Raw genomic sequence first — 23965 nt, forward strand, 5'->3', positions numbered from 1 at the left:
TGCTCACGTGATGGCCGGGCAAGCCTCGAGCGAACTGGACGCCGGCTCCCCGCTTGCGGTGAGCCTGCGCGGTGTCACGAAAATTTATGACAGCGGCGTAGCGGCGCTCGGGCCTGTTGACCTCGACGTCAAGCGGGGAGAATTCGTGTCGCTGGTCGGGCCGTCGGGTTGCGGCAAATCCACTGCGCTGCGGCTGATCGCGGGCCTTGCCGCGCCGACCGCCGGCACCGTCGGCGTCTCCCGTCTCGCGGCGGAAATGCGCGGCCATCACCCGATCGGCTTTGTGTTCCAGGAGCCGACCCTGATGCCGTGGGCAAGCGTGCGCGAGAATGTCCGCCTGCCGCTGAAGCTTGCCCATGCGCCGACAGGCGAGGCGGATGCGCGCATCGACGAGGCGTTGGCGCAGGTCGGACTTGCCGAATTCGCGCGCGCCTATCCGCGCGAATTGTCCGGCGGCATGAAGATGCGGGTCTCATTGGCGCGGGCGCTGGTCACCGATCCCGATATTCTCCTGATGGATGAGCCGTTCGCGGCGCTGGACGAGATCACGCGGTTCCGCCTCAACAACGATCTGCTCGCGCTCTGGCGCAAGCTGCACAAGACCGTGATCTTCGTCACCCATTCGGTGTTCGAATCGGTTTATCTCTCGCAGCGCGTGATCGTGATGACGGCGCGGCCGGGGCGGATCGGCGCGGAGTTTCACGTCAGCGCGACCGAGCCGCGTGGCGAGGAGTTCCGCACCTCCGCGGAATATGCTGCCTTCTGCCGCCAGGTTTCCAACGCGCTCGCGCCGGCCTATGCGGGGCACGCGGGCGCATGAAGTCCTCGCTGCATGCGGTCCGCCTGCTATTGCCGGTCGTCGTCTTTGCGGCCGCCATCCTGCTCTGGGAAGCAATCGTTCGCATCAACGATATCCAGCCCTATGTGCTGCCAGGACCGGTGGCGGTGTTCGAAACGCTGATCAGCGATTGGCCGGTGTTGTCGCAGTCGCTGGGTGTCACCCTGCTGACCACGCTGGAAGGTTTCGTGGCCGCTGCGATCGGCGGCATCGTGCTGGCGCTGTTGTTCAATCAGTCGAAATGGCTGGAATATTCGCTGTTCCCCTATGCGGTGATCCTGCAGGTCACGCCCGTGATCGCGATCGCGCCACTGCTCCTGATCTATCTGCAGCAACAGACCGCCGTGGTGGTCTGCGCCTGGATCGTCGCGTTCTTTCCGGTGCTGTCCAACACCACGCTCGGGCTCAATTCGGTCGACCGCAATCTGGCCGGGCTGTTTCAGCTCTACGGCGCGACGCGGCTGCAGACGCTGGCTTATCTGAAACTGCCGGCGGCGCTGCCGTTCATTCTCGGGGGTTTAAGGATCGCCGGCGGCCTGTCGCTGATCGGCGCGGTCGTTGCCGAGATCGCGGCCGGCACCGCAGGCGCAGGCTCCGGTCTCGCGTTCCGCATCGCGGAGTCCGGCTATCGTCTCAACATTCCACGTATGTTCGCGGCGCTGTTCCTGCTCTCGGTCGCCGGGATTGTCATCTATGGGCTGCTGGCGCTAATTTCGCATCTGGTATTGCGGCGCTGGCACGAGAGCGCGCTTGGAAAGGAAAGCTGATGGCTGGAAGTATCTCGTCTGAGAAGGTCGACCTGTTGGTCTACGGGCCGATCCGTCCCATTCTGCAGAATGGCTTTCCGGACCAGTTCATCCTGCACACCGCCGAAAGTCGCGCCGACCTCGAGCGGTTGACGCCGGAGACCAGGGCCAGGATCCGCGGCATCGCCGTGACCTATCACACGGTGTCGACCGACAAGACCGTGCTGGCGCAATTCCCGAAGCTCGAGATCGCCTCGAGCTTCGGCGTCGGCTACGACCATGTCGATTCCGCCTATGCGCGCGAGCACAACATCGTCGTCACCAACACGCCCGACGTCCTCACCGAGGAGGTGGCCGATGTCGCGATGGGCCTCCTGATCGCCACGTTACGCGAATTCGTCAAGGCGGACCGCTATGTGCGCTCCGGCCTCTGGCAGACGCAGAACTATCCCTTGAGCGTCGGCTCGCTGCGCGACCGCAAGGTCGGCATCGTCGGCATGGGGCGGATCGGGCAGGCGATCGGCCGCAGGCTCGAGGCTTCGCTCGTTCCGGTCGTCTATCATTCGCGCAGGCCCGCGGCCGGCGTGTCCTACCAGCATTATCCCGAGCTGATCGAGATGGCGAAGGCGGTGGACACGCTGGTGGTGATCGTGCCCGGCGGCGCCTCCACTGCGAAAATGATCAACGCCGAGGTGTTGAAGGCGCTCGGCCCGCGCGGCGTCGTGATCAACGTCGCGCGCGGTTCAGTCGTGGACGAGCCGGCGCTGATCGCGGCGCTGAAATCGGGGACCATCCTGGCCGCCGGCCTCGACGTGTTCGCCACCGAACCGAACGTGCCGGACGAGCTGAAGTCGATGCAGAATGTCGTGCTGCTGCCACATATCGGTTCGGCTTCCGTGGTAACGCGCAATGCCATGGATCAGCTCGTGGTCGACAATCTCAAGAGCTGGTTCGCCGGCAAGCCGCCGCTCACGCCCGTCGCGGAGACCCCGGTAGAGGGGCGTTGATAAGGGACATTGATCAGATGTCGGTCAGCCGTCTCAGCATCGTGGCTGCAGTGCTGCTTGCAATGGCTGGCGGCACCGGACCTGCGTCGTCCCAGGATGCCGCATCGCTGAAGAAGGAAATGATCGGGCAGTGGGAGCTTGCGACCACGGACCGCAGCAAGACCTGTGTCGTCACGCTGAAGGGTGATGCGACGGCGCAAGGCCTCAAGCTCGAGCTGGAGCCTTCGTGTCCGGCAGCGCTGCCTTTCGCCAAGGACATTGCCGCCTGGAACGTCAGGGGCCTCGACATTGTGCGGCTGCAGAACGCGGCCGGCGAACCGGTGATCGATTTCACCGAGGTTGAGAGCGGCATCTTTGAAGGGCTGCGGACCGGCGAGGGTGTCTACATCCTGCAGAACCTCGCCGCCGCGCGCTCACTCGCCAAGTCGATGGACCAGATGATCGGCGACTGGTCGATGGTGCGCGCCAACGGGCAGGCGATCTGCGGCCTGACACTGACCAACACCGAGGCCGGCCAGGATAATTTTCAGGTGTTCCTGAAGCCGAAATGCGATCCGGCGGTGACGGCGTTCGCACCGACACTTTGGCGGCTCGATCACGGCCAGATGCTGTTGATGTCGCAGAAGGGCGACACCTGGCAGTTCGAGGCCGACGACAATGCGCAGTGGCGCAAGGTCCCCGACAGCGCCGATCCCCTGATCATGCTGCGCGACCAGTAGCTGCTCTAGCTCGAGCATGAGTCGATCAGGTTGAGGGTGTAGCCGCGGTGAGCTGCGCTCCCTCTCCCGCTTGCGGGAAAGGGTTGGGGTGAGGAGAACGGCCGCCGAAGGCGGCCTGTGTCTCTCCGCAAGCGCGAGAGGTGAAGTCAGCATTCGCCGCCGTCACCCGATGCTGGCGGCCTCGTTGGCGGCGCGCTGCATGCTCGACGACATCTCGTTGGTGACGACGCTCTGCTCCTCGACCGCGGCGGCCGTCGACGTCACATACTCGCCCACCGCCTCGATCGACCGGCGAACCGTGCCCAGCGCGGTGACGACGTCGGCGGAAATGCCATTGAGCGAGTCGATCTCGACGCCGATCTTGTCGGTCGCCTGCTTGGCCTGGTTGGCGAGGTTCTTGACCTCGGCGGCGACCACCGCAAAGCCGCGGCCGGCCTCGCCGGCGCGCGCGGACTCGATCGTCGCGTTCAGCGCGAGCAGGTTGATCTGACCGGTGATGTCGCCGATCATCTGCAGGATGCCGCTCATCGAGGCCGCCGCGGCGGTCAGCCGCTGCGCCTGGTGGTCGGCGGACTGCACATGGTCTGTGGCGGCCGCGGCCGTCTCCTTCGACTTGACCATCGCCTCCGAGATCTCGCGTACCGAGGCGTTCAATTCCTCGGCCCCGGCCGCGACCTGCTCCATCATGCCGCGGACGCGCTCGCTCTTCAGCCGCGCGACAACCTGGGCAGTGACGTCGGAGGCATATTTGACGACCTTGAACGGCTTGCCATTCAGATCCATGATCGGATTGTAGGAGGCCTGAATCCAGACATCGCGTCCGCCGGCGCCGACGCGGCGAAATTCACCGGCCTGGTATTCGCCGCGGTTCAGCGCGGCCCAGAATTCCCGATAGGCCGGTGTGTCACGCTCGGCCGGATCGACGAACATGCTGTGATGGCGGCCCTTGATGTCGTGCAGCGTATAGCCCAGCGCCTTCAGGAAATTGGCGTTCGCCGTTCTCACGGTGCCGTCCATCGCGAACTCGATCACCGCCTGCGACTTGTCGATGGCCGCGATCTGGCCGGCGAAATCGGCATTGCGCAGCTTCTGCTCGGTCACGTCGGTTGCGAATTTGACCACCTTGAACGGCTTGCCGTTCTCATCGAACACCGGATTGTAGGACGCCAGAATCCACACCTCTTTGCCACCCTTGCCGATCCGCTTGAATTCGCCAGCCTCGAACTCGCCGCGATTCAGCTTCTGCCAGAACTCCCGATAGTTCGGGCTGTCGCGGAACGAGGCCTCGACAAACATGCTATGGTGCTTGCCCTGGATCTCGGCCAGCAAATAGCCGAGCGCGCGCAGGAAATTCTCATTGGCGGTGATGACGCTGCCGTCGAGATTGAATTCGATCACCGCCTGGACGCGGCCGATCGCAATGATCTGCGCGCGGAAGTCCAGGTTCTGCAGCCGGACCGATGCATCGAACCATTCCACGGCGAAGCCCGAGCGCTGCCCGTTGTCGGTCCCGAGCGGCGTTACCACGAGATCGAAGGCGCGCCCACCGAACCTGATGGTCGCCCGATGCGGCGACTTCAACTGCCCCAGCACCTGGCGCTGATGGGCGGGATTCTTGTGAAAGACGTCGATGCTGCTGCCGATCAGTTTGGCGACCGAGAAGCCCGGAAGCTCCTTGCGGATGTCGGCCTCCGCGTCGGTGAGCAGCTTTGTCACCGCACGGTTCATGTAGGTGATGGTCAGTGACGCATCCGCGACCATCAGGTTGGCGGTGATGGCGTCGGCAGTAGTCGTGGCAATCTCACCGGCACGCGATTTCCGGCTTCCAAACATGTCTGGGTTCCTGCGTTGGCGAGCCAGGCGACGAAATTGTCGATCTGGTATTCACGATCGGCGAATCAAAATTCCAAATGTCACCAGAAGCTTCTCAGCATGGTGTGAACGGTCCCTTAAATATCCCGCTACCGCTGACAAAATTGCCGAGCTCCGATATTGCGTCGCGGCCGAACACGCAAAACCGCGTGCTCGGCGCTTTCTTCGAGCAGTTCTTCACTCGCTCTCACCTGTCCTTGTGCGGGAACGAGGAACGCCATTGGCGTGTGCGGCGTTGGCTGTTCATGTCTCGATCCGGCTTCGGACCAGGAGCGCGCTATGGCGACGACCGTGCTTGCAATCGGCATCGATCCCGCATTCGCGGATTTCAGCGCCTTTCCGCAACTCACGCCGGAGCTGATCAGGAGCTATCTCGACGCACAGATCGAACAGTTGCGCAACCACGGCTATGAGGCGGATGCCTGCCTGGTCGACCTTGGCGATACCGCCGAGCCGGTGGTGGTCGCGGCGTTGGAGTCGAAGCGGTTCGACTGCGTCGTCATCGGTGCCGGCTTGCGCGAAGGCGCCGCGCATCTCCTGCTGTTCGAGAAGATTCTCAACCTCGTCCACCGCCTGGCGCCCGAGGCCTCGATCTGCTTCAACACCACGCCCGCCGACACAATGGACGCCGTGCGGCGCTGGGTCGCGCCGTGAGCCGGGCGCCGTGCGTGGAGAGCTTCAACCTGCACGCACGCGCGTCATCATGCCGACCACGGCCTCTGCCGTCTCTAGCGCTCCCTCCACCCAACCCTGGTTGGTCGACCACGCCTCACCGACGATGTGCAGCGCTGTTCCGGGCACCGGTGCCGCGATCTCTTTGGTAACCTCCCAGCTCTTCACGCCCTGATTCCAGGTGTGCCAGGCGCCACCATACGGATCTTCCTCCCAGTTCATGAAGCCGACTGACTGCGGCGCCGTCATCGGCTGATCGAGCCCGTGCACGACCGCGATCTGCCGGCGAACTTCGGCGGATACCGGACCATTGGGATCGAGCATGGTGAAGCCGCTGCCGCTTGGCTGCTCAAGGCGTCGCAAGCCAGCCCAGTAGTCGAGCTGCGGACGATCGAAATAGCCCAGGGTCAGGTAGCCCGTTGCGCCGGGCGGGCGCCCTGGCTCGGTGCCGAAATAGTGGATCTGGCGGATCGGCAGGTCGGTCGTCGCCCGGCCGCTTGTCAGACCCAGCGGACTCCACCAGGGCTCCTCATGAGCGAGAAAGATCTTGCCGAGCGGCCGCGGCGTGACGGTCGCGAGCAACGCGGCAGTGCGCGAATCCTTCAATGCGGCACAGTCGGGAATGAGTTCAATGGCGCGGGGCGGCAGCGCGAGCACGACACGGCCTGCGCGGACCGTGCGCGACCCATCAGGCGTTGCGAAGACGAGTTCGTGCAGATCGTCACTCGTCTGGGCCGGAACGCGTAGCGACACCAGCCGGTGCCGCCGGTGAATGGCGCTGCCCTCGCGTATGGCGGCGGCCGCAAGGGCGTCCGGCAGGGCCTGCGTGCCGTCGACCAGGGTCTTCTCGGTAGGGCTGCTGACATACTCGATGACCAGCGACACTGCGTCCGCCGCGTTCCAGTTGCGCACGACCGAGCTGTAACCAAGGCCCATCTCGACGAACTGCAATGCCTCGTCCGACAGGAAGCGGCTGAGCAGGTTGGCGAAGCCCCAATTGATCAACGGGCGGCCGTCGAGCGTCAGGGACTCTTTTGTCTTCGCCCACTCATGCGGCTCCATGGTCTTCATGGCGGGCAGCACCTGCTGGACTGCCTTGAAGATCAATTCGAATGGATTGAGATAAAGCTCATCCGCGCGCAGTGCGTACGGGACCGGTTGCTTCCGGGCGAGGTCTCCGGCGCGCCACCGCTTGCCGCGGGCATATGAAATGCTCGTCGCGCCGCCCTCCGGAAATTCGCGCATTGCGAGACCGAGCTGCGTCGCGAGTGACGTGATGAGCCTCTGGTTGGCAGGAAACCGCATGCCGCCGAATTCAGCGGGGATGCCGCTGGTCCCCGGCATGTTCACGCTGAACAGGCGTCCTCCGATACGCTCGGAAGCTTCGAATACGGCGATATCGTCCGGCCGGCAGCCGCCCTGGAGCAAGCGCCAGGCCGTATAGAGGCCGGCGACGCCGGCGCCGACAATGGCGGTATCCAGGGTGTCGACGTCGGAGGGGGGCAGACTGTTTCGGGTCATGGACATTGCCTTAGGTAGCGTATTCGCGACATGGCCCGCCCCGTGGAAAAGGGACAGCGAGCCGACAAACGCCCGGGCCCTCTATCGCCTGGCCACTACGAGGGTATTTCCACGCATCCCGAACTCGATTGCAGTTGAAACATCGGACCAGTTCAATGACGCTGGCGGTCGCCGCGATCAGTTGAAGGCGCGATCAGGCCCCTTTTGATTGCGGCGTCCTCATTGCTGAAGATCGCCATCGCCGTGAGCATGGGCCGGAAGCCGAGCTTTTCGTAGAACGGTTCGGTGCCGGGATTGGCGTACAGGATGATCTTCCGGTGGCCGCGCGACAGATCCCGCAGTCGCGTCGCGATCTCCTTGCCGAGGCCGCGCCCCTGAAACCGCGGATGAACCGCAATATCGCAAATGTAGGAGCAATCGACGCCATCCGCGACCGCGCGTCCCGCACTGGCGAGGGTACCCTCCTCGAACGCAAAACATTTGTACATGCTGTTTGCGAAGGCGCGCTTCAGGTCCTCCGGCTTCTTGTCGCCCAGCGGCGCGATCCGATAGAGCTCCGACAACACATCCCAGTCGATCCGGTCCTGATCGGACGTCCATTCCATGTCGCACTCCTTTCGGATCATGAGCTAGATCAGCCGCATCCCCTTCAAGCTCACGTGCCCGCCTCTGCCGACGATGATGTGGTCGTGCACGGCGATGCCGAGCGGCTTGGCGATGTCGATGATCGCCTTGGTCATCTGGATGTCGGCCTGCGACGGCGTCGGGTCGCCGGACGGATGGTTATGCACGAGGATGAGCGCGGTGGCGGACAGTTCGAGCGCGCGCTTGATCACCTCGCGCGGATAGACCGGCGTGTGATCGACGGTGCCGATCTGCTGCACCTCGTCCGCGATGAGCTGGTTGCGCTTGTCGAGGAACAGCAGGCGAAACTGCTCCTTGTCGGCAAAGGCCATGCTCGAACGGCAATAGTCGAGCACGTCGTTCCATGACGACAGCGCATTGCGCCGCTTCACCTCGCCTTTGGCGACGCGGCTCGCGGCGGCGGCGATCAGCTTGAGCTGGTTGATTGAGGCTTCACCGATGCCGTCGACCTCGCGCAGCCGGGCGACGGGGGCATGGATCACCTCGGCGAACGAGCCGAAGCGCCTCAGCAATTCCTTGGCCAGCGGCTTGGTGTCGCGTCGTGGGATCGAGGCGAACAGCGCCATCTCCAACAGCTCATAGTCGCTCAGCGCGTCGGGGCCGGCGGTATGGAAGCGCTCGCGCAGGCGCTCCCGATGGCCGTGGTAATGCGGCGTCTCGGCGGACTGGTCCGGAGTGGCGTTGGTCTTGGCGGGCATCGGCGCCAAACATGCCGTGCCGCGCGGTTTTTGCAACCATGAAGTGCCACGGGCGCATCGAAGCCTTCGACATGCGCCAGAGGATCGGCCGGGCCTTGATCGCGTCCGCGTGATGAGCGGCCGGGAATCGTTGCGATTCGGCTGCGAGCCGGCCACATTGAGCTGATTGGGGGACTGTCGCCGATTGCCAGATACCGGGTTATGTCGAATGAATTCCACGCATCAAGGGACACACGGGCTCGAAAGCTACGGCGCTTGCGGGCTTCTGGCGTCTTCCGCCGATCGCGGCTGGTCGGACATAACGGCGGAGCTTCGCAGTCACAGCGGCACCATCGCCTGGAAGAGCCCGCAGCCCGACACCGAGATTTGCGTCGACGTCCGCGGCAGCGGCTCCGTGGTCACGCGCGAGAGGTATGGCATCACCGACCGCAGCGTGTCCGAACGCGGGACCATCTGGCTTTCTCCGCCGGTGGTCGAGCAGGGTCTGATCGACCTGTCCGATCCCCTCCCAGGGATGCTGCACATCTATCTTCCGCCGAGCCGGTTTTCGCTGGAAAGCGTTGGTGCAGCGCTCGCTCCATCCGTCATGGTGTCGCTGCGCCATGAAAGCAGTTCTCGCGATCCGCTGGTGGCCGAGATTGCCTATGCGCTGGTATCCGAGCTGCAGCGCGAGACCTCTGCGGGCAGGCTGCTCGCCGAGACGCTGGCCTCGAGCCTGGCCGCACGACTGGTTCAAAACCACCTCGGCAAGCCATGCCAGGATTTCTTCGCATCCGTCGCTCGCGCGGGGCTTGATCGCCGCCGGCTGGCGCGCGTGCTTGATTACATCGAGGCCAATCTGGAAGGCGAATTGACGGTCGGCCGCCTGGCATCGATTGCGTGCCTGAGCCAGTTTCATTTCGCCCGCGCCTTCAAGGCCGCCGTCGGCCGATCGCCGCATCGCTATGTCAGCGTCAGGCGGCTCGAACGCGCCAAGGAACTGCTTGGAGAACGCGAGCAGCCGCTGGCCGATATCGCGCTTCGCCTCAGATTTTCGTGCCAGGCCAATTTCACCCGCGCGTTCCGGCAGGCGACGGGGCAGACGCCGGCGCAGTACCGGCGTAGCGTCGTGGCCTGATTTGTTACGGATGTAACAGATCGATCTGCGTCCGCTGATCTGGCCACAGCGGCAAGAAATGACAACAGCAGAGCAACCGAGGCAAAGCCGCGCTCGGTCGCATCGTGCATCTACTCGCTCCGATACACCCCAACCAATTACGAGGAGCGAATATGACTTCGGAGCGAAAGGTCGTCATCGTCACCGGCGCATCACGCGGGATTGGCGCGGAATTGCTGAAAGCCTATCGCGAAAGCGGCTACCGGGTCGTCGCCACCGCCCGTTCGATCGGCAAGAGCGACGATCCGTCGGTGCTCATGATCGAAGGCGACATTGCCCAACCCGAGACGGCCGAACGCATCTTCAAACTCGCAATCGAGCGCTTCGGGCGAATAGATACGCTCGTCAACAACGCCGGCGTGTTCATCGCCAAGCCCTTCACCGAATATTCCGCAGGCGATTTCACAAAGGCCGTCGCGGTCAATCTCGCCGGCTTCTTTCATTTGACCCAGAAGGTCGCAGGTCGAATGCTGCAGGCGGGTTCAGGCCACATCGTCAACATCACGGCGACGATCGCCGAACAGCCGATGGCGTCGCTGGCGGCCGGCCTTGCTGCGCTGACCAAGGGCGGGCTCAACGCGATTACGCGCTCGCTCGCGATCGAATATGCCACCCGGAATGTCCGGGTGAATGCGGTTTCGCCGGGCGTGATCAGCACGCCGATGCATTCGCCCGAAGCGCACGGCTTTCTTGCCGGGCTGCAGCCGGTCGGCCGGATGGGCCAGACGCAGGAGGTCGTCGAGGCCGTGATGTATCTCGAAAAGGCGGCCTTCGTCACCGGCGAGATCCTGCATGTCGATGGCGGCGCTTCCGCAGGCCGCTGGTAGGAGATGCGCAATGTGGCCCGATCGCCGTCTGCTTGACTTGTTTGGGATCGAACACCCGATCGTGCTGGCGCCGATGGCGGGTTTCGCAACGGTTGAACTCGCTGCTGTCGTTTCCAATGCCGGCGGCCTCGGCTCGATCGGTTGCGCTACCATGGACCCGCAGCTCGCCGCCGGCATCATCGCACGGCTGCGGAGCCTGACCAGCAAGCCGGTCAGCCTCAATTTCTTCTGCCACGAGCCGGCGAAGGCCGATGCCGCCCGCGAGCGTGCGTGGCACGACCGGCTGCTGCCCTATTATCGCGAGCTCGGATTTGACGAGGCGACACCGCGGCCGCGCATCGATCTTGCGCCGTTCGGCAGCGCGATGTGCGAGGTCGTCGTGGACGCCAGGCCCGAGGTGGTGAGCTTTCATTTCGGCTTGCCCGTGCCGCCGCTGGTGGACCGGATCAAGGCGGCGGGTTGCAAGGTGATCTCGTCGGCAACCACGGTCGACGAAGCGCGCTGGCTGAAAGACCATGGCGTCGATGCGGTCATTGCGCAGGGCTATGAGGCCGGTGGTCACCGCGGCACATTCCTCGATCGCGACCGGCGCCGCTCGCGCGCCCCGCAACTCGGTACCTTCGATCTGGTGCCGCAGATCACTGACGCGGTCGGCGTGCCCGTGATCGCCGCCGGCGGCATCGCCGATGGACGCGGCATCGCTGCGACCTTCGCCCTTGGTGCGTCCGGTGTGCAGATCGGCACCGCCTTCCTGCTTTGTCCGGAAGCGGCGACGCCACCGCTGCACCGCGAGGCGTTGCGGCAGGCGAGCGACAATGAGACCGTGGTGACGAACGTGCTCTCCGGCAGGCCCGCGCGCGCCCTGGTCAACCGCTTCGTAGCCGAGGTCGGTCCTTTTTCCGACGCCGCGCCGGATTTTCCCTTGGCGATGGGTGAGCTGGCGCCGCTGCGCGCCGCGGCAGAGCGGAAGGAAAACCGTGACTTCACCCCGCTCTGGGCAGGGCAGGGCGCCGCACTGGCCCGCGAACTCCCCGCCGAGGCGCTGATGCAAACCCTGGTGAAGGAAGCCGCCGAGCACCTGAAGCGCGTCGGCGGCGGCTGAGATCTGCGCGATGCTTCGCATTGGCAGCGCGGCCTGCGTCACGCTATGATCGGGCCGTCCCTGCCAACGCAAAGAGGTCTCGCCGCGTGACGTCGTTCAAGGCCATTCGGGCGCGGGCCGAGAAGCGCAAGGGCGGCGCAAAGGCGGTGGAGAAGCTGCTGCCGCCGGTGCCCAACGCGAAATCCCTGGCGAAGCTGAAGGATGATCGCGTCCTCGCCGAGATGACGAAGCGCGTATTCTGCGCCGGCTTTGCCTGGAGCGTGATCGAGGCGAAATGGGAAGGCTTCGAGCAGGCCTTCCTTGGCTTTCAGCCCAAAAAACTCGCCTTCGAGCCGGATGAATTCTGGGAGCGGCTGACGAGCGATGCGCGCATCGTGCGCAATGGCGCCAAGATCATGTCGGTGCGCGACAACGCCCGTTTCGTGCAGGAGATCGCGGGCGAGCACGGCAGCTTCGGCAAGTTCTTGAGCAATTGGCCCTCCTCCGACGAAGTCGGGCTGTTGAACCTGCTGGTCAAGCGCGGCAGCCGGCTCGGCGGCAACACCGGCCAGATGCTGCTGCGGTTCCTCGGTTGGGACGGTTTTGTCACGTCAAGGGATGTCGTCGCTTGCCTGCGCGAGGCCGGCCTCGATGTTGCCGAGGAGGTCAAGTCGAAGGGCGATCTCGCCAAGGTGCAGGCGCAGTTCAACGCCTGGGCCAAGGAGACCGGGCTGCCTTACGTCCATCTCTCGCGCATCTGCGCGATGTCGATCGGGGAGAATTACGCGCCGGCTGAACTCAATCGGCGCATGGGCGGCGATGACTGATCAGATCACGCTCTGATCAGACCACTTTCCACGGCTTCTCGCCGTTGCGCTCCGACAGGGTGAAGATCTCGACGCCATCGGCGGTCACGCCGACCGAATGCTCGAACTGCGCCGACAGCGAGCGGTCGCGCGTCACCGCGGTCCAGCCGTCGGACAGGATCTTCACATGCGGTTTGCCGAGATTGATCATCGGCTCGATGGTGAAGAACATGCCGGGCTTCAGCGCCACGCCTTCGCCGGGCCGACCGACATGGATGATGTTCGGTTCGTCATGGAACATGCGCCCGAGGCCATGGCCGCAGAAATCGCGCACTACGCTCATGCCCTGCGGCTCGACATAGCTCTGGATCGCATGGCCGATGTCGCCGGTGGTGGCGCCGGGCTTCACCGCGGCGATGCCCCGCATCATGGCCTCATAGGTCACCTCGATCAGCCGCTCGGCCTTGCGCGCGATCGGTCCGACCGCATACATGCGGCTGGAATCGCCATACCAGCCGTCGACGATGAAGGTGACGTCGATATTGACGATGTCGCCTTCCTTCAGCGGGCGGTCGCCCGGCATGCCGTGACAGACCACATGGTTCAGCGAGGTGCAGGTCGAATAGCGATAGCCGCGATACATCAGCGTCGCCGGATAGGCGTCATGGCTGAAGGCGAACTCGCGCACGAACTGGTCGATCCTGGAGGTCGGGATTCCCGGCTTGACGATGTCGGTGAGCTCGTCGAGGCATTTTGACACCAGCGCACCGGCCTTGCGCATGCCGACGAAGCCGCTTTGTCCGTGCAGCTTGATCTGGCCGGTCTTGCGGAGGGAGGTGTCGGTTGCTTCGATATAGCTCATGGGCTCGTCATTCGGCGGGAGGCTGTCAGAACGGGACGGTAATTCGCCTAATTTAATGATCGGGGCGGCCAGTGCAAGCCGAGGTTGGGGCCGAAATGGCCTGTCTTGCCATGGATTTAGCTCGAAGCCTCGATCACGGTCTCGACCGGCAGCGCGCCGCGGACCCGGAGTTCCCGCACCGGATAGGGCACGCGGATGCCCTCCCGCTTGAAGGCGTCCCACAGCGCCAGCATCACCTCGCTTTTGACGTTGTCGAGGCCATCGGGGTCGCCGATCCAGAAGGTCAGCGAGAATTTCATGCCGGCTTCGGCGAATTCGGTCAGGATGCAGTTCGGCGGCTTGCCCTTCAATGCCCGCGGCGCCGCGGCGGCGATCTCGATGGCAAGCTTGCACACCAGCCGCGGATCGGCGTCGTAATTGGTCCCGAAGGGGATCTTCACCAGCGTGTTCTTGTCGGTATAGGTCCAGTTGACGACCTTTTGCGTCACCAGGTCCTCGTTCGGGATCAGGAATTCGCGGCCGTCGCCGGCGGCAACCGAGATGTAGCGCGTTTTCATCGCACTGATGCGCCCCGAACTGTCGCCGATGGTGACGAGGTCGCCGGGCTTCACCGACTTGTCGGCCAGCAGGATGATGCCCGAGATGAAATTGGCGACGATCTTTTGCAGGCCGAAGCCGATACCGACACCGACCGCGCCGGAGAACACCGCGAGCGCCGAAAGGTTGATGCCGACCGCGCTCAGCGCGATCGCGATCGCAACCACCATCAGCCCGATGCGGATGATCTTGATCAGCAGCACCTGGATCGACGGCGTCAGGTCGGTGGCGCGGTTGATGCGGCTCTCGACGAAATTGCTGGCGATATTGGTCAGCCACAGCGCCAGGATCACCAGCGCGCCGGCCTTGATCAGCAGCAGCGGTGTCAGCCGCAGGCCGCCGACCTCGATCGCGACCGAATCCAGCGTCTCGGCGGTCGCGTCGAGCTGGCCGATGATGCTGAGCGCGGCGACGATCCAGGCCCCCAGCGACACCAGCCGGACGATGAAGGCGTTGCGGATCACCGAGGCCACCAGGCTGATGACGAGCCAGGCCAGCGCCAGCTTGGCCGAGACCGCGATCAGGTAGCTGCGGCTCGGCCAGGTCGAATGCGCCATCGTGATGCGCGCCGCCATCATCAGGAGTGCAAACACCGCGGTCGACGCGCTGCCGACCACGACGCGCACGAAATGCCTGAGCGGCAGCGGCAAATGCGACGCCAGCGAATCCATGTCGACCCGTGCCCGGATCGCGGCGTCGGCCGCATAGGCGATGCCCGCGGCGGCCAGGATGATGCCGAACTGCAGATAGAACCAGGGCGAGGTGACCTCCGCGCCGACCGACCGCGCGGCCATCTGCAGGGTCTCGATGACGTCCTTCAGGTCCATTTCCATCGGCGAAATCTCGTGAACTGCGGATTCAAGCGAATTTGATTCGAACGGTCGCCACGATCCCACAAACGCGGCGCGCGGACCATCGCCACAACGGGAGAGCGAGGGCAAGGTCGAATTGCATCCGCGCCGCGCAGCGCCTTTAGAGTCACCTCTCCCGCTTGCGGGAGAGGTCGGCGCGCAGCGCAGGGTGAGGGCTCTTTCCGCACGAAGAGTCTCGCCGTGGAGAGAGCCCTCACCCCGACCCTCTCCCGCAAGCGGGAGAGGGAGAACCCGCACCTTCCATTCGGCAACCTCGCCCCGCAGCGGCCTTTGGAGTCACCTCTTCCGCAAGCCGGACAGGTGAACCGCCGCCGCTGTCAGAAATGGGTTGGCGTCGAACTGTGGCGACGGTAAGGATGCACTGCAACTCCGGAGCATGATCCGGAAAAGTGGGTACCGGTTTTCCGAAAAGATCATGCTCCAGCAAAGAGCTTTCCTTCCGCACGGCGTATGGCTTCTCTCGATCAGGTCAGCATAGCCATCCTGCTTGGCGCAGTTCTCGTGATGGCCGGCATCCTGTCGAGCCTTTTGGCGCTGCGCTTTGGCGCCCCCCTGCTGCTGGTCTTCCTCGTGATCGGCATGCTCGCGGGCGATTCCGGCCCCGGCCACCTGCAGTTCGACGACGTCCGCACCACCTATCTGGTGGGCTCGGTGGCGCTGGCGCTGATCCTGTTCGATGGCGGACTGCGCACCCGCTTCCAGAGCATCCGTGCCGTGCTGGCGCCCTCGATGGTGCTGGCGACCGTCGGCGTGCTGCTGACCGCGCTGGTCACGGCGCCGGTCGCCAAATACATGCTCGACCTCAATTGGGCCGAGGCGCTGCTGGTCGGGGCCGTGGTGGCCTCGACCGACGCCGCGGCGGTGTTTCTGTTGGTCCATACCCAGGGCCTGCGCCTGCGCCCACGCGTCGGCGCGACGCTCGAGGCCGAAAGCGGCACCAACGATCCCTTTGCGATCTTCCTCACGTTGATGCTGGTGGAGTTCATCTCGATCGGAGAGAGCTCGACGGCGCACATCATCCTGGAGTTTGCCCAGGAGGCCGTGCTCGGGACGATCATAGGTGTGATCGGCGGGCGGCTGGTCGTGATCGCGCTGAACCGCGTCGCCCTGCCGCAGGGCCTGCACGCGCCATTCGTGACTACGGCGGCCCTTGTGATCTTCGGCGCCGCGCAGATCGTGCATGGCTCCGGCTTCCTCGCCGTCTATCTCGCCGGCATCATCATCGGCAACCGGCCGACGCGCGCGCACAACTCGGTGGTCACGTTCCTGGACGCCGCCACGTGGTTGGCGCAGATCGTGATGTTCGTCCTGCTCGGGCTCCTGGTGTCGCCGCATCGGCTGCTCAGCAGTTTTGGCGGCGCGGTGGTGGTGGCGCTGGCGCTGATGCTGCTGGCGCGGCCGCTGGCGGTATTCGTCTGTCTGGCGCCGTTCCGCTTCAACTGGCGGGAAAAGGTGTTCATCGCCTGGACCGGCTTGCGCGGCGCGGTCGCAATCTTTCTCGCCTCGATCCCCATGCTGGTGGGACTGTCGAAAGCCTATCTCTATTTCGATGTCGCTTTTGTTGTCGTCATCATCTCGCTCCTGCTGCAGGGCTGGACCCTGGCATTCGCGGCGCGGCGGCTGCATGTAGCGCTGCCGCGCCTCGACCGCGGCCCGCGGCGCGTCGAACTGGACCTGCCGGGCCAGCTCGAGCAGCAGCTTGTCGGCTATCCCGTCGGCGCAAAAAGCCTGTTCTTCCGTCGCGGACTACTGCCGTCCTGGTCGAGGCCGACGCTGGTGATCCGCGACGAGAACATCCTCTCGCCCGCCGAGGCCGACCCGATCGCGCCCGGCGACTATCTCTATCTGCTGGCGCCGCCGGAGCGGGCCGAAGCGCTCGACCGTTTCTTCGTCGACATGCCGCCGAGCACCGCGCCCGACCCGCATCTGCTCGGCGACTTCGTGGTCTCCGGCGAGCATACGCTTGGCGAGCTTGCCGAGATCTATGGCGTGACCGTCGATGAGGACCAGAAGAAGCTGACGCTGTCGGACTATTTCGATATCCATCTGGATCGCGCGCCGAAGGAAGGTGCGGAGCTGGCGCTGGATACCATCGTCCTCGTCGCACGCAGCCTCGGCGGCGGCAGGGTCAATGTCGTCGGCCTGCGCCTGCCGGAGGAAGAGGAGGCGGCCGTACCGCTGACTCGGCTGCAGCGGTTCAAGCGCAAGCTCGCCGAAATCTGGGCATCGGTCGCGGGCGTTTGAGAACGAGCGCGTAGCCTCTGGGTGGAGCGAAGCGCGACCCGTGACATCTCCATCAACGTTTGCGAGCGGTCCCGGGTTACGCTGGCGCTCCACCCGGGCTACGAAGCTCCCTCGCCCCGCAATGATCAGCTCATCGTCTGACGAAGCTCGCATCGTTTGCGAACTTCCTGATCAATTCGCTGAGGTCGTCTTCGGGCGCTGCGATCCTGTCGTTGTCCCCTTCCGAATTTGGCTCGGGGCGAATCTCGGAGGCGATGCGGATGCGTGCGGCTGTTCCGTTGCGGACATCGGCTGCTGCGGACGGCACCGCGGCCACCTTTGGCGCGTGGATTTTCGCAGGACTGCGATCCGGCTCGGTCCGCGCGAGCGGTGATGGCGGCTGCTGATTTGTATCGATCGATGGCCGGCGCACTTCGGGCGGCGCCGGCGCGGATTCCTTGCGTGCCGCTTTCGCGATGATCTCGTTGACGATCACAGCGAGGCGGCTCTTGTCGGGCTTGGCAAGATAGTTGCTGGCGAATTCGTCGACATGGTGCTGGCCGTAGTCGGCGAGCACCGCGACCAGTCGCGCCAGATCGGGATCGCTCTCGACCAGGCGGTGCCAGGTTTCCTTGTCGTAAGCGGAAGCATCGGCGCGCTGCGTCGCTTCCGCTGCCGGCAGTGGTGGAGGTTCCGGAGTGGCCGGAGCCGCTTCCGCGTGGACTGGAGGCGCCTCGGCAAGTGCGGCGGCCGGTTCTGGACTCGCATCGGGGCCTGCGACGGCGATGGCTGCCGCCTCCTCCGCCTTTCGGCGCTTCCGCTCGTCGACCTGCAGCGACACCAGGCCGATGCCCATCAATAGAAAGCCGAGAGCGGCCCAGGCCACCGAGAGGCACAGGACGAATCCTGCGAGCAGCAAAACCCAACCAGCAATACGCATGGCACGCCTTTCTTCCGGCAACAATTTGGCGCGCTCGGGCCGATTTGGCAAATCGGGAAACTGTCACGTGGCGGCAACGGCTGCGTGATCGAAGCAATCCGACATCTTCGGACCTTGCTCGATCCTGCACAGCCACGCGGCGAAACCGTCGTTTTGTCGCCAAATCGCGGCCAACGAGCGGTCGCAACTCCTGCGGAACCGCGCACTTCGCTGAGAAATGGGGAACGAATATGCCGTGAGGGCTTTTGCAAGGGGTGACGAAAGATGACACCAGGAGTGAGCCCATGCGAAAACTCATCCTCGCGACGGTTGCGGTTATGACCCTCGGGATCGCGACACAGGCCAGGGCTTATGACTCAGGCGATCTGATATCAATGCAGAGAGCACTGGCGATCGCGACTGACCTCGGCATTGTAACGGTATCTGACGCTGAATTTGCCGGTTACGAATGGCAAATCGAGGGGCGGGATATCGAAGGGCGGTATATGGAAGTTGATGTCGATGCCCGCACCGGTGCAGTGCTCAATGTCGACCGATAAGATCACGTCGAGCTCCCCGTGAGCACTTTCACGCCGCCGAACGCGGTCACCTCTCCGCGACGCAGCATCACGATCTGCGTCGCGAGCTGGCGCAGTTCGGCGGCGTCGTGGCTGACATAGACCATGGGAATGCCTTCATCGCGCAACCGGATCAGATAGGGAAGGATCTCCACCTTCCGCCCTTCGTCCAGCGAACCCAGCGGCTCGTCGAGCAGCAACAGGCGCGGCTTCGACAGCAGCGCGCGCCCCAGCGCGACACGCTGGCGCTCGCCACCGGAGAGCTTTCCGGGACGACGGTCCAGGAGATCGCCGATGTCGAGCAGATCGGTCACGCGGCCGCGCTGCGCCGGATCATCCGCTAAGCGGTTCATGCGCCGCCCGTAATCGAGGTTCTGCCGGACATTGAGATGCGGAAACAGCCGCGCGTCCTGGAACACATAGCCGATGCGCCGCCGGTGGGACGGCACATGCACGCGCGCCGCGGTGTCGTCGAGCGTCTCGCCGTCGAGCGAGATGATGCCGCGGTCGGGCTTCAGCAGTCCGGCGATGATGTTGATCAGCGAGGTCTTGCCGGCGCCCGAGGCGCCGAACAGCCCGGTGACGCGGCCTTCGCTGGTGAAGGCGGCCGAAAGGGTGAATTCGCCAAGGTGCTTGGTGACGTCGACGCGCAACATGGTCAGTTTCCGTGCAGCCGCCTTGTCGCGCGCCGCGCGCACCACTCCGATGCAACAAGCGCCCCCATCGCGATCACGGTGGAGATGATGACGAGTCGCATCGCCGCAAGGTCGCCGTCGGGCGTCTGGATCAGCGAATAGATCGCCGACGAGATGGTCTGGGTCTGGCCGGGAATGTTGGAGACGAAGGTGATGGTCGCGCCGAACTCGCCGATCGCCTTGGCAAAGCCGAGCACCATGCCGGCGAGCACACCCGGCAACGCCAGGGGCAAGGTCACGGTCAGGAACACCTGCCAGGGCGCCGCCCCCAGCGTTCCCGCCGCCTGCTCCAGCCGCCGGTCGATGGCCTCGATCGAAAGCCGGATCGGCCGCACCAACAGCGGAAACGACATCACGCCGCAGGCGAGCGCCGCACCGGTCCAGCGGAATGCGAACACGATGCCGAGATGATCGGCAAGCCAGGCGCCGAGAAAGCCGCGGCGGCCGAGCGCGAGCAGCAAGAGATAGCCGGTGACGACGGGTGGCAGCACCAGCGGCAGATGCACGAGCGCATCGAGCATCGACTTGCCCCAGAAATCACGACGCGCAAGCAGCCACGCCAGCGCGATCCCCAGGGGGGTCGCGACCAGCGTTGCGACAACGGCAACCCGCAGCGACAGCAGGATCGCCGTCCACTCGGTCGGCGAGATCTCGAACACGCGTATCAGGTTGTTGGCGTGATCAGGTACTTGAAACCGTATTTCTCCAGAATCGTCTTCGCCGTCGACGATTTCAGGAAGTTGAGGTAGCCAGCGGTCTCGGGCTTGGCCGTCGTCGTCGCCGCGACCGGATAGATGATCGCGGGATGGGTGTCGGCGGGGAAGGTGCCGACGACCTTGACGCCAGGCTCGACCTTGGCGTCGGTCGCATAGACGATGCCGAGCACGGCCTCGCCGCGGGCGACCAGCGTCAGCGCCGCGCGCACGCTTTCGGCCATCGCGAATTTCGGCTCGGCCGCCTGCCAGGCGCCAAGCTTCTCCAGCGCCGCCTTGGCGTATTTGCCAACTGGGACGGCCTTGACGTCGCCGGTCGCGATCCTGCCGTCACCGGCAAGCTTGGTGAGATCGAAGCCTGCGCTGATATTGACGCTATCGATTTTGGAGTCCTTCGGCGCGATCAGCACGATGCTGTTGCCGAGCAGATTGATTCGCGTCGCCTCGTTGATGTTCTTCTGCTTGATCGCGTAGTCCATCCAGTCGGTGTCGGCGGAGACGAACACGTCGGCCGGCGCGCCTTGCTCGATCTGTTTTGCCAATGCCGAGCTGGCGGCATAGCTCGCATTGACCTTGACGCCGGTCTTTGCGGTGTAGGCAGCGTCGATGTCGTCGAGCGCATTCTTCATCGAGGCGGCTGCGAAAACGGTCAGCGTCTTCTCCTGCGCGGTCGCAGGCGAGGCGGCTGAGCCCAGCAAAATCACGAAAGCGGCGGCAATTCCGGCAAAGCGGTGCATGATAGGCGCTCCATCAAGCCCGCATGCGCGCCAATGACGCGCGCACTTCGGGCGTTGGTTGAATCGATGAGATTTTGCGACAGACGGAAGCGCCGTTCCGGTGATCCCAACGGACTGACGGTCGGTCGGGACATCGCGATGATCAGACAATAGACAGGCCGGCAGCCCGGGTAAAGCCGACCCTTTGCCTATTCGCCCGGGTCTATTCGCCGCTCATTCCGTCGACAGGATCGCGACCGAGATCGAATTCTCCTTGGCCCCGCTGATCTGCAGCACGAATGGGCGGGCGGAAAGCTCGAATTTCATTGTCTTGCGGATGCCCTCGCAGTCGGTGGCGCCACTGAACCCCTTCGGCTTGAGGAAATGGCCATCCTGCACCACGTCCACCCAGGCGTCGGACGACAGGCTGATCGTGTAGAGGCCGGCCTTGGGCGCATTCTTGAAGCTGATGAAGCCGGCAAAGGTGCCGTCCTTCGGTGCCCGCTCCGGCACCGTCGGCAGTTTCGCCTCCGCCGGGGGCACCAGCGTCAGCGTAATGCCGCTGGCGGGCAATGCGGCAAGTTCGTTGCCCGAACTCAGCTTGGCGCGATCGGGCGCGGTCAGCGCGCCGCGTTCGCGATCGATCGGCCATTTGAACTTGTCGCAGCCGCTCGGCTCCTCGGCTGCAAGTGCGGGTGCGCTGCCGAGCAGCAGCAACGCAACCAGAACAGATGACCGACGCATGACTAGTCCACCGCGATCATGACATCGGAGGCTTTCACCACGACGATGACCTTGCCGCCGACCTTGATGCCGAGATCATCGACCGCTTCATTCGTGATCGAGGACGTCACCACCGTGCCGCCGATGTCGACGCGAACATGGGACGTGGTCGCGCCCTTCTTCACCTCGACGACGGTGCCCTTGATCTGGTTACGTGCACTGAGACGCATGATCGCTCCTCGCAATGGTTGAATGCGCGCGGTCATTGCCGCGCCTATGTGGCTTTTGATTGAATGAGCGGGGCCATCGTCCCGCGGTGGGCGCCTTGCGCGCGCGGCGCAGGCCGGCTGGACAATAGCCCATCAAGCCGCCGTGGGAATAGCGCCCTGGCGAAGATGTTACTGCCTCGCGTCAGGCGCATTCAGCACCGCTTTGCAGGCAGCCGGCATCTCTGCCAGAGTCATCGGCGGCTTCGGCTTTGGCGGTATCGGCGGCGGTTTGGGATGCAGCACCGCGTCGGAGAACCAGAAGGCGAGGTCGGAGAACTTGCAGCCTTCGCCCTCGGACTGTGACGGCTGTCCCTCGCATTCGGTGGCGCCGGGCGGGCAGTACATGCGGATGTGGAAGTGGTAGTCGTGCCCCCACCACGGCCTGATCTTGGAGAGCCAGCTACGGTCGCCCTTTGCCTCGCGGCACAGCGCCTTCTTGATCGCCGCATTGACGAAGATCCGCTGCACGCCCGGCTCCTGCGCGGCGTCGCGCAGCATCAGCACCTGGCCAGGGGTGAAGACCCTGGGATCGATGTCGAGCCTGTCCTCGCGTACCATCATCACCGCCGACATATCCTCGCGCTCCTCGCGCGAGAGCCTGCGATCCGGCATCGGCGTCAGCCAGATGTCGGCATCAAGCCCGATCTGGTGGCTGGCATGGCCGCTCAAGGCCGGCCCGCCGCGCGGCTGCGCGATGTCGCCGACCAGAATTCCCGGCCAGCCGGCATCCTTGTGCACCCTCGCCGACAGGCGCTTCAACAGCGCGATCATCGCGGGATGGCCCCAGTTGCGGTTGCGCGACAGCCGCATCACCTGCCAGGTGTCGCCATTGATCGGCATCTGCGCCGCGCCCGCGAGACAGCCCTTGGTATAGGAGCCGATCACCCGCGTCGGCATCGCCGCCGGCAGCACCTTGCGTGCGAACAATTCCTTGGCGCCGAGCTTGGGGTCGTTGGGATTGGCGAGCGGCGGCAGCGGCTTCGGATTGACCGAACCCTTGTCCTGCGCCGACGCCACGTCGGCACCAAGCGATAGAGCTGCAAGAAACAGCAGGGTCAGTATCGGGCGGGACGTCATGGGATTCACTCGAACGTCGTTACCGTAACATGGATTCGGCGTTCCGCGAGCAGCAGGGATGATCGCAATCGCTTGATCTCCCACAGCAGAGAATTCGCCGCAGTCGTCACCGGTTCACTGCATCTCGATGTTGGCCGACTTGATCACCGCGCCCCAGCGGTCGACTTCGCTGCGCATATATTTGGCGGTCCGCTCCACCGACCCGCCATAGATCTCCGCGGAGAGCTTTCGCAGATTGGCGCGGATGTCCGGTCGCGCCAGCACTTCGTTGACGTCCGCATTGATCTTCTCGACGATCGCCTTCGGCGTCCCGGGCGGCGCCACGATCGCGTACCAGGTGACCGCTTCGAATCCGGGCAGCGTTTCGGCGATCGTCGGCACGTTGGGCATGGCCGATAATCGCTTGGGCGAAGCCACCGCCAGCAGCTTGAGCTTGCCGGCCGTGACCAGCGGCATCGTGACGCCGAGATTGTCGAACATCAGGTCGACGTCGCCGGCAAGCAGGCCCTGCAGCGCCGGCACCGTGCTGCGATAGGGGATCTGGCGCAGTTTCACCTTGGCCATCGTCTCGAACAGTTCGGAGGTCAGGTGCGAGGTGGTCCCGCCACCAAGCGTGGCGGCCGTGACCACGTCGGGGTTGGCGCGCAAATAGTCGATCAGCTCCGGCACGCTGGATGCGTTGATGCCGTTCGGGCGGACGAAGATCGCGTTCGGCACCTGCGCCATCACGATGATCGGTTCGAACTTCGCCGGATCAAAGCCGAGCTTGCGATAAAGGTTCTGGTTGATGACGAGCGGCGGCGGCGGCGCGGAGAGCAGGGTGTAACCGTCGGGGGCGGCGTTGTAGACCTCCTCGGCTCCGACGTTTCCGGCTGAACCGGTCTTGTTCTCGATCACGACCGGCTGGCCCCATTTGCGCGACAGCCAATCTGCTACCAGCCGCGGGATCGCATCCGCGGTGCCGCCGGCAGGAAATGGCACGATGATGCGGACGGTGCGGTCTGGATAATCTCCGGCAACGCCGGGCCCAAATGTCGAGAGCAGGACCAGCGTCGCCGCTAGCAGTGAACTGATGGTGAGAGATCGATTGTGCGTGCATTGGCGCATCGGGTCCCCTCCCCGAGGCGATGTTT

At 64.4% G+C, this 23965-nt stretch carries 25 protein-coding genes; 11 read left to right on the forward strand and 14 right to left on the reverse strand.

What is annotated here, in order from left to right:
* Positions 1-7: 7 nt before the first annotated feature.
* Genes I6F35_RS20840 through I6F35_RS20855 form a run of 4 tightly spaced genes read left to right on the forward strand, consistent with a single transcriptional unit; the run spans position 8 to position 3310 of the window.
* Positions 8-820, forward strand: coding sequence for an ABC transporter ATP-binding protein (locus I6F35_RS20840; protein WP_225119536.1), 813 nt, complete (start codon positions 8-10; stop codon positions 818-820).
* Positions 817-1605 (forward strand): ABC transporter permease, encoded by a 789-nt coding sequence (locus I6F35_RS20845; RefSeq protein WP_225119537.1) that lies wholly within the window; start codon positions 817-819, stop codon positions 1603-1605. The genes I6F35_RS20840 and I6F35_RS20845 overlap by 4 nt, the downstream gene beginning before the upstream one ends.
* Positions 1602-2591 (forward strand): 2-hydroxyacid dehydrogenase, encoded by a 990-nt coding sequence (locus tag I6F35_RS20850; RefSeq protein WP_225119576.1) that lies wholly within the window; start codon positions 1602-1604, stop codon positions 2589-2591. The genes I6F35_RS20845 and I6F35_RS20850 overlap by 4 nt, the downstream gene beginning before the upstream one ends.
* Positions 2592-2608: 17 nt before the next feature.
* Positions 2609-3310 carry an AprI/Inh family metalloprotease inhibitor gene (locus I6F35_RS20855; RefSeq protein ID WP_225119538.1) on the forward strand — a complete coding sequence of 234 codons (702 nt, stop codon included), beginning with the start codon at positions 2609-2611 and terminating at the stop codon, positions 3308-3310.
* Positions 3311-3472: 162 nt separating this feature from the next.
* Here I6F35_RS20855 and I6F35_RS20860 read toward each other — a convergent pair whose 3' ends face one another.
* Positions 3473-5143, reverse strand: a complete 1671-nt coding sequence (locus tag I6F35_RS20860) for a PAS domain-containing methyl-accepting chemotaxis protein (RefSeq protein ID WP_225119539.1) — start codon at positions 5141-5143, stop codon at positions 3473-3475.
* 318 nt (positions 5144-5461) lie between these two features.
* Between I6F35_RS20860 and I6F35_RS20865 the strand changes: the two genes are divergently transcribed.
* Positions 5462-5836 carry a hypothetical protein gene (locus I6F35_RS20865; protein WP_225119540.1) on the forward strand — a complete coding sequence of 125 codons (375 nt, stop codon included), beginning with the start codon at positions 5462-5464 and terminating at the stop codon, positions 5834-5836.
* A gap of 24 nt (positions 5837-5860) precedes the next feature.
* Here I6F35_RS20865 and I6F35_RS20870 read toward each other — a convergent pair whose 3' ends face one another.
* The 3 genes from I6F35_RS20870 to radC form a co-directional block, all read right to left on the reverse strand.
* Entirely contained in the window at positions 5861-7375 is a 1515-nt protein-coding gene (locus I6F35_RS20870; protein ID WP_225119541.1) for an FAD-dependent oxidoreductase, read from the reverse strand.
* Positions 7376-7527: 152 nt separating this feature from the next.
* On the reverse strand, positions 7528-7980 hold the full coding sequence (locus I6F35_RS20875) for a GNAT family N-acetyltransferase (RefSeq protein WP_225119542.1): 453 nt from the start codon (positions 7978-7980) through the stop codon (positions 7528-7530).
* Positions 7981-8004: 24 nt separating this feature from the next.
* Positions 8005-8718, reverse strand: coding sequence for a DNA repair protein RadC (radC, locus tag I6F35_RS20880; protein WP_225119543.1), 714 nt, complete (start codon positions 8716-8718; stop codon positions 8005-8007).
* A gap of 208 nt (positions 8719-8926) precedes the next feature.
* Between radC and I6F35_RS20885 the strand changes: the two genes are divergently transcribed.
* The 4 genes from I6F35_RS20885 (at position 8927) to I6F35_RS20900 (ending at position 12609) form a co-directional block, all read left to right on the forward strand.
* Positions 8927-9835, forward strand: coding sequence for an AraC family transcriptional regulator (locus tag I6F35_RS20885; RefSeq protein ID WP_225119544.1), 909 nt, complete (start codon positions 8927-8929; stop codon positions 9833-9835).
* Between the two features lie 152 nt (positions 9836-9987).
* Complete coding sequence (locus I6F35_RS20890; RefSeq protein ID WP_225119545.1) at positions 9988-10701, forward strand: SDR family oxidoreductase; 714 nt, start codon at positions 9988-9990, stop codon at positions 10699-10701.
* Between the two features lie 10 nt (positions 10702-10711).
* Complete coding sequence (locus I6F35_RS20895; protein ID WP_225119546.1) at positions 10712-11803, forward strand: nitronate monooxygenase family protein; 1092 nt, start codon at positions 10712-10714, stop codon at positions 11801-11803.
* A gap of 86 nt (positions 11804-11889) precedes the next feature.
* Positions 11890-12609, forward strand: a complete 720-nt coding sequence (locus tag I6F35_RS20900; protein ID WP_225119547.1) for a DNA-3-methyladenine glycosylase I — start codon at positions 11890-11892, stop codon at positions 12607-12609.
* Positions 12610-12625: 16 nt separating this feature from the next.
* Here the strand turns inward: I6F35_RS20900 and map are convergent, their stop codons facing one another.
* On the reverse strand, positions 12626-13450 hold the full coding sequence (gene map / locus I6F35_RS20905) for a type I methionyl aminopeptidase (RefSeq protein ID WP_225119548.1): 825 nt from the start codon (positions 13448-13450) through the stop codon (positions 12626-12628).
* Positions 13451-13566: 116 nt separating this feature from the next.
* Entirely contained in the window at positions 13567-14880 is a 1314-nt protein-coding gene (locus I6F35_RS20910; protein WP_225119549.1) for a mechanosensitive ion channel domain-containing protein, read from the reverse strand.
* Positions 14881-15369: 489 nt separating this feature from the next.
* Here I6F35_RS20910 and I6F35_RS20915 point away from each other — a divergent pair, with 489 nt between their 5' ends.
* Positions 15370-17163 carry a potassium/proton antiporter gene (locus I6F35_RS20915; RefSeq protein WP_225119550.1) on the forward strand — a complete coding sequence of 598 codons (1794 nt, stop codon included), beginning with the start codon at positions 15370-15372 and terminating at the stop codon, positions 17161-17163.
* A gap of 130 nt (positions 17164-17293) precedes the next feature.
* Here I6F35_RS20915 and I6F35_RS20920 read toward each other — a convergent pair whose 3' ends face one another.
* Positions 17294-18082, reverse strand: coding sequence for a hypothetical protein (locus I6F35_RS20920; RefSeq protein WP_225119551.1), 789 nt, complete (start codon positions 18080-18082; stop codon positions 17294-17296).
* A 284-nt stretch (positions 18083-18366) separates the two neighbouring features.
* Between I6F35_RS20920 and I6F35_RS20925 the strand changes: the two genes are divergently transcribed.
* Complete coding sequence (locus tag I6F35_RS20925; protein ID WP_225119552.1) at positions 18367-18621, forward strand: PepSY domain-containing protein; 255 nt, start codon at positions 18367-18369, stop codon at positions 18619-18621.
* Between the two features lie 2 nt (positions 18622-18623).
* On the opposite strand, the gene modC is transcribed toward I6F35_RS20925, so the two are convergent.
* From modC to I6F35_RS20960, 7 genes are all read right to left on the reverse strand, one after another.
* Positions 18624-19295, reverse strand: a complete 672-nt coding sequence (gene modC / locus I6F35_RS20930; RefSeq protein WP_225119553.1) for a molybdenum ABC transporter ATP-binding protein — start codon at positions 19293-19295, stop codon at positions 18624-18626.
* 2 nt (positions 19296-19297) lie between these two features.
* Entirely contained in the window at positions 19298-19993 is a 696-nt protein-coding gene (gene modB / locus I6F35_RS20935; RefSeq protein WP_225119554.1) for a molybdate ABC transporter permease subunit, read from the reverse strand.
* A gap of 5 nt (positions 19994-19998) precedes the next feature.
* Positions 19999-20784 (reverse strand): molybdate ABC transporter substrate-binding protein, encoded by a 786-nt coding sequence (gene modA / locus I6F35_RS20940; protein WP_225119555.1) that lies wholly within the window; start codon positions 20782-20784, stop codon positions 19999-20001.
* Positions 20785-20997: 213 nt separating this feature from the next.
* Positions 20998-21507, reverse strand: a complete 510-nt coding sequence (locus I6F35_RS20945) for a hypothetical protein (RefSeq protein ID WP_225119556.1) — start codon at positions 21505-21507, stop codon at positions 20998-21000.
* A 2-nt stretch (positions 21508-21509) separates the two neighbouring features.
* Positions 21510-21716 carry a TOBE domain-containing protein gene (locus I6F35_RS20950; RefSeq protein ID WP_225119557.1) on the reverse strand — a complete coding sequence of 69 codons (207 nt, stop codon included), beginning with the start codon at positions 21714-21716 and terminating at the stop codon, positions 21510-21512.
* Positions 21717-21884: 168 nt separating this feature from the next.
* Positions 21885-22832 carry a penicillin-insensitive murein endopeptidase gene (mepA, locus tag I6F35_RS20955; protein ID WP_225119558.1) on the reverse strand — a complete coding sequence of 316 codons (948 nt, stop codon included), beginning with the start codon at positions 22830-22832 and terminating at the stop codon, positions 21885-21887.
* Positions 22833-22946: 114 nt separating this feature from the next.
* Positions 22947-23939 carry a tripartite tricarboxylate transporter substrate binding protein gene (locus I6F35_RS20960; RefSeq protein ID WP_225119559.1) on the reverse strand — a complete coding sequence of 331 codons (993 nt, stop codon included), beginning with the start codon at positions 23937-23939 and terminating at the stop codon, positions 22947-22949.
* Positions 23940-23965: the final 26 nt, after the last annotated feature.

Origin of the sequence: Bradyrhizobium sp. BRP22 (assembly GCF_020194175.1) — a bacterium.
In the GTDB taxonomy this organism is placed as follows: Bacteria; Pseudomonadota; Alphaproteobacteria; order Rhizobiales; family Xanthobacteraceae; genus Bradyrhizobium.